This window comes from Frankia sp. CcWB3 (genome assembly GCF_977927595.1).
Genome location: NZ_CDWRCK010000028.1, coordinates 1 through 5,276, shown reverse-complemented (window position 1 = coordinate 5,276; position 5,276 = coordinate 1). Strand labels below are relative to the sequence as shown.

The 5,276-nt window shown below is 67.2% G+C and carries 4 protein-coding genes and 5 pseudogenes; 3 read left to right on the top strand and 6 right to left on the bottom strand.

All coding sequences use genetic code 11. From position 1 onward, the window contains the following. Positions 1-233: 233 nt before the first annotated feature. The 3 genes and pseudogenes from ACY5KJ_RS04110 to ACY5KJ_RS04100 form a co-directional block, all read right to left on the bottom strand. Positions 234-398 carry a hypothetical protein gene (locus tag ACY5KJ_RS04110; protein ID WP_462186730.1) on the bottom strand — a complete coding sequence of 55 codons (165 nt, stop codon included), beginning with the start codon at positions 396-398 and terminating at the stop codon, positions 234-236. Positions 399-458: 60 nt separating this feature from the next. After that, positions 459-671: pseudogene (locus ACY5KJ_RS04105) on the bottom strand (indolepyruvate ferredoxin oxidoreductase subunit alpha); the annotation flags it as partial. Positions 672-989: 318 nt separating this feature from the next. After that, positions 990-1,439: a carboxymuconolactone decarboxylase family protein gene (locus ACY5KJ_RS04100; protein ID WP_462186729.1), complete on the bottom strand. Its 450-nt coding sequence runs from the start codon at positions 1,437-1,439 to the stop codon at positions 990-992. Positions 1,440-1,873: 434 nt separating this feature from the next. Here ACY5KJ_RS04100 and ACY5KJ_RS04095 point away from each other — a divergent pair, with 434 nt between their 5' ends. After that, positions 1,874-2,320, top strand: a complete 447-nt coding sequence (locus tag ACY5KJ_RS04095) for a response regulator (RefSeq protein WP_462186728.1) — start codon at positions 1,874-1,876, stop codon at positions 2,318-2,320. 175 nt (positions 2,321-2,495) lie between these two features. Here the strand turns inward: ACY5KJ_RS04095 and ACY5KJ_RS04090 are convergent, their stop codons facing one another. Next, on the bottom strand, positions 2,496-2,699 hold the full coding sequence (locus ACY5KJ_RS04090; RefSeq protein WP_011438823.1) for a cold-shock protein: 204 nt from the start codon (positions 2,697-2,699) through the stop codon (positions 2,496-2,498). A 742-nt stretch (positions 2,700-3,441) separates the two neighbouring features. Between ACY5KJ_RS04090 and ACY5KJ_RS04085 the strand changes: the two are divergent. Then, positions 3,442-3,708 (top strand): annotated as a pseudogene (locus tag ACY5KJ_RS04085) (metal-sensitive transcriptional regulator); the annotation flags it as partial. 82 nt (positions 3,709-3,790) lie between these two features. Here the strand turns inward: ACY5KJ_RS04085 and ACY5KJ_RS04080 are convergent. Then, positions 3,791-4,428 (bottom strand): annotated as a pseudogene (locus tag ACY5KJ_RS04080) (MMPL family transporter); the annotation flags it as partial. A 26-nt stretch (positions 4,429-4,454) separates the two neighbouring features. Between ACY5KJ_RS04080 and ACY5KJ_RS04075 the strand changes: the two are divergent. After that, a pseudogene (locus ACY5KJ_RS04075) lies at positions 4,455-4,673 on the top strand (DUF302 domain-containing protein); the annotation flags it as partial. A 186-nt stretch (positions 4,674-4,859) separates the two neighbouring features. Here ACY5KJ_RS04075 and ACY5KJ_RS04070 read toward each other — a convergent pair. Then, positions 4,860-5,273, bottom strand: a pseudogene (locus ACY5KJ_RS04070) (DsrE/DsrF/DrsH-like family protein). Positions 5,274-5,276: the final 3 nt, after the last annotated feature.

Here is a 5,276-nt window from a genome sequence, read left to right as displayed (position 1 = left end):
CCGGGAAACCCGTCGAGACACATCGAGACACGTCGATTCAGGCGCGGTACGGGGAACGCCGGGAACGTCTCCAGCCGACTCCGGCCCCGAACTCTGCTTCGACCCCGGCCCCTGCTTCGGCCCCGAAATGTAGAGGGCCGGTGCCCGGACGGGATGGGTCCTGGGCACCGGCCGTAGGCCGGCGGTCTCGCTGACGCCGTGGCCGCGTCAGCCTTCGCCGGCGGCTTGTCTCGTCAGCGTCTGTAGGACGCGACGAAAGCGGTGTCCGCCCTGATCGGGCCGATCTTGCCGGCGCCGCCCGGATTACCGATCGGAGCATCCCGACCAGACAGGATGGCGGTGAAGAACCGGGCTTCGGGGACGTAATGAAGTAACAAATACGTGATCGAGAGCATCATCGCAGGTCACAGGCCTGTGGAGGGTTCGAAACGCGCAAGTTATTTCATTTCGACTCCTTCGTCCGCAATGAACTCGGCCTCGCTCGCCGGCACGATCCGGGTACTCTTGATCGCGTCGACCGGGCAGGCCGACTCGCAGGCTCCGCAGTCGATGCACTCATCCGGGTTGATGTACAGCTTGCGGCCGCCCTCGTAGATGCAGTCGACCGGGCACTCCTCCACGCAGGCGGTGTCCTTGACATCAATGCAGGGTGACAGGACGACAAACGTCATCGGATCCTTCTTCCCCGTTCGCCTTCAGTCACGGGGAAATCGTAACAGGATGTCGCCGGCCGAGGTGGGTGGAACTGTAAAGGATAGGTAAACAATTCGTCCGTGGAGCAACGAATTTCGATGGCCCGAAACGGGGGCGAGGAAATCTCCAGGGATATTTTTAACCATGAGATTTTCTTTGTCTGTATCTGGGCCGTCCGGGGCGCCCGCCGGATGGCGGCGGCACCCGCGCCGACGTGTCCTCAGCCGGTCATGAAGACGGTCTGCGGATACCACCGTCCGCCAGGTGGTCGGCGCGGCGGGTCCTCTGCCGCCGGTTCAGACGTCGGTGTTGTCGGGGGGCTGAACCTGGCCGGTTGATGGAGCGTGTCCCGGCGAGGCCGGGGTTACGTGGCCGAGCGGCGCCGTACCGTCCCCCGCCTCGTGCCGCTCGGCGCGGAAACGCCTGAAGGCGGCGAACGCGCGCGGGCCGTAGACCGACGCCGGCCCGCCGTTCATCAGCAGTGCCACCCCGATGGCCTCGGCTGCTTCCTGGCAGGTCGCACCCTGCCGGACGGCGCCGTGGGCGTGTGTCTCGATGCAACCGTCGCACTGGGTGCTCACGGCGAGCGCCAGTGCGATCAGCTCCTTCGTGCAGCTGTCCAGGGCACCGTCACGGAGAGCAGCGTCGCCCAGGGCGCCGAGTCCCCGGTATACGTCCGGGATCAGCCGACGCAGTTCGCGGGCATGCGGGCGGATCTCGTCCTGGACCGGGCTGCCGGAGCTCATGGCCCTTGCCTTCCCGCCGGAGGCGACCGGGAACCGCCACGCCGGGAACGGCGGCCGAAGTACGGCCTCGTGCCCGGGCGGTCGTGGGTGCCCGGGCGGTCGCGGCGAGGCCGAAAACGGTGAGCCTCGGCTTGTCCTTGGACTTGTCCCTGTTAGGGGGGCGACAGACCACTTCCGTTGGCGTACCGTCAGACATCGCCAAAGTCCGTGCATCGATTCCGGGATGTCCGGTTACCGTTCCGGGCCGGACGGGCTCCGCCCGCGCCTGCTCGCGACCCCGCTCACGCTCTCGAGGAGCGGCCGTCCCCCGCGGTGGGCGCTGATCGTCCGGTCCGCCCTGTCCCCGCTTCTCGTCCCTACTCCGCCTCTCGTCCCTACCCCCCGCTTCTCGTCCGGCTGCCATGCGATGGCGGCCTCTACTTCGAGGTATCCAGATGACGGCGAGTGTCCGTACGGACCCGTTCGACGTACTGCTGGTTGAGGACGACCCGGGGGATGTCCTCATGACCCGCGAAGCGTTCGCGGATGATCGGATCAACGGCAGGCTGCATGTCGTGAACGACGGTATCCAGGCCATGGCGTTCCTCCGCCGGGAGGAGCCCTTCACACAGGCCCCTACGGCCGACCTGATCCTGCTGGACCTCAACCTGCCGCGCCGCAACGGCATCGAGGTCCTGGCCGAGGTCAAGGCCGACGCCGACCTGCGACGTATCCCCGTCGTGGTGCTCTCCACCTCGGACGCTGCCGAGGACATCCTGCGCAGCTACAATCTGCACGCCAACGCCTACGTGACGAAGGCGGTCGACTTCGACCGGTTCGTAGATGACGTCCGGTTCATCGACGACTTCTTCATCACCGTGGTTCAGTTGCCCGGGCGCTGATCTGGTCGCTCATCAGGTGTACATGAGCCATGATCGCGCGGTGTCCGCCGACGGCGTCGGTCAACTACGGCGGTGAGACTACCGGCCTGCCAACACAACATCGACCAACACAACGTCGGCGCGCGGCTCCCGCGGGAGCCGCGCGCCGACGCGTAAGGCTGGGGGTGGTACGGTCTCAGACGGGCTGGACGTTGTCCGCCTGCGGTCCCTTCTGGCCCTGCACGATCTCGAACTGGACGCTCTGGCCCTCATCCAGGGACTTATAGCCGTCCGCCACGATCGAGGAGTAGTGGACGAACACGTCCGGGCCGCCACCGTCGACGGAGATGAATCCGAAGCCCTTCTCCGCGTTGAACCACTTGACGGTACCCTGCGCCACGATTATTTCTCCTTGCCGCGCTCCCGGTAAGCGTCCTTCGCGTACCGGCCTCGCCCCAGACCCCGGCCGGTGCCGTGGTCCAGTCGTGCCGTTCTCTGCGTAGGTCACGCACGGAAGAACAAGCAACACCTACAGCCTACCCCTCCACCGACGTGGTGTGCCCGCTTGGCTCTTGTCCCGTCCGACTCGATGCGAAGCAGCCGACGAAACGTCGGTTATCGGGGTACCCGGCGGGTGTAGTGGCCCGGGGGCCCGGCGCTCGCGTAGCCGCTGCATCTCGGCGTCATCGGCGATGATGACCCAGGACCTGCCATCCGGGTGGCGCTGCGCGGTGATCCACCCCCGGTAGATCCAGGTGTAGAGGGTAGCGGTCGGCCTGCTGGAGGGCTACGGCGAGTTCGGTCACCGAGTACCGGTGTGGTCCCAGGCCGGTTAGCGCGGTGCGGGTGCCGCGAGGGTGGCGGACCCCGATGCCCAGCCGGCGGGTCAGGGTGAGGACCTGGCCGGGGCCGAAGCGGTCGGTGCGCTTGGGTGGGCGCAGCCCTCGGCATTGAGCGCCTCGGCGATCTGCCGGCTGGACAGGTACAGCTCACCTTCGCCCGCCAGGTCCTCCACAACCAGCCACAACCAGCGGCGACGATCCCGAAAGGTCTGATCGTGGGTGAGGTCACCCGATGTATACCCGGGAGGGTATCTTGGAGGCAGCGCCTGCGGTCACCTGGTGCGGGATATGGAGGTCGGGATGCAGGTCGACGAGACGGCGATGGCGGATGTGATTCGGCGCCTGCGGCGCGCCGAGGGTCAGCTCCGCGGCGTAATCGGCATGATCGAGGATGGTCGCGACTGCGCTGACGTCGTCACCCAGCTTGCCGCGGTCTCCCGAGCTCTGGACCGGGCCGGATTTAAGATCATAGTGTCCGGGATGCAACAGTGCCTGGCCGCGCGTGAGAGCGGCGAGGCGGCACCGATGACCGAGACGGAACTGGAAAAGCTGTTCCTGTCCCTCGCGTGGCCCTCGGCAGATGTCGTGCCTAGGCCGGCGGCGGGTAGCCGGCCCAGGGACGCGATCGCTTCGGTCAGTGGGCGTTCGGTCAGTGGGCGAAGGTGACAGTGGGTAGGACGCGGCGCAGCCACATCGGGCTGTACCAGGCGGCCCGTCCGATGATCCGGAGCAGGACGGGTAGCAGGTGAGGCGGACGAGGGCCGCGTCCAGCAGCACGGCGATGCCGAGGATGACGCCCATCTCCTTTGGCGGCAGCGGTCCGGACAGTGCGAAGGTGAAGAACACCGCAACCATCACCGCGGCCGCCGCGAAGATGACCCGACCGGAGTGAGCGAGCCCGCCGACTATCGCCTCCCGTGGATCGGCGGAGCGTTCCCAGTGCTCCTTGGCCGAGGCGAGCAGGAACACCGTGTAGTCCATAGAGATCGCAAAGATCATTGCCAAGAAGAAGATCGGCCCCCAGGCGTCGAGGAACCCCTGGGAGGTGAAACCCAGCAGGCCCGCGCCGTGCCCGTCGGCGAAAACCAGCTTCGCGACGCCGAACGTGGCACCGGTCGCGAACAGGTTCGTGACCACCCCGAGGGCGGCTGCCAGCGGCGCGGCGAGCACCACGAGCAGCAGCAGGAAACCCATCCCCAGCACCACCCCGAGCACCAGCGGGGTGCGGTCCGACAGCAGGGTGTGCAGGTCGATGTTCTCTGCGGCCGCGCCGCCGAGCAGGACGGCGGTATGCCCGTCGGGCGCGATCTGGGCCGGCCGCCCACCGGGCTCTCGACGTCGACCGGCAGATCGGCCTGCTGCTGCCCTGCAACGTCGTCGTCCGCGCCGCCGACGGTGGCACCGTGGTCGAGGTCCTCGACCCGCGGATCATGGTCACCGTCACCGGCCGCGACGAACTGGAACCGGTGGCGAAGGAGGCCGGCGCCCGCCTCGACGCCGCCCTCGCCGCACCGATCGGCACCGTAGGGTGAGAGCCATCCCACGGCGGCTCAGGGGACTCGGGCGTGGTGACGGCGACACGACCGCGAACGCCGGCCAGGACTCGACCGGGGCCGAGGCCGGCCAACCGGCCTTTCCCGGCATCCAGGGAACGTCGCCTCGAACGTTGCGATCGCCTCTCACCCGCGGTCCCCTGCCAGGCGACCCTCGGTCCCGTGTCAGATAAACAGCAGTTGGGCGCCGTCGGTCTTCTCAATAAAGTCCGCGGCGCTGATGATCCCTTCGACGTCCTCATACAAATCGGATTCGTCGAGGTGCATCATGTCGGCGGACATGCGGCAGGCTCACAGATGGCCGCCGGAGGCGACGATCTGCTCGAGGAACTCCGGCACCTCTGGCACGCCGACGTCGGCGATCTGTTTCTTCATCACGTGCGTCGTCATCGCTGTCATGCCGGGCAGGCCGCCCAGCCCCTGCGGCATGTGCGAGGCGGTATTGCCGAGCAGGGTGAACTTCAGGTCACCCATCCTGGACTTGGTGATGATGTCGAAGCCCCAGAAGGTGAAGAACAGGTGGGTCTCCACCCCTGCTCCTAACGCCGCGTTGGCAAGGACAAGCCCGGGATAGGCCATGCC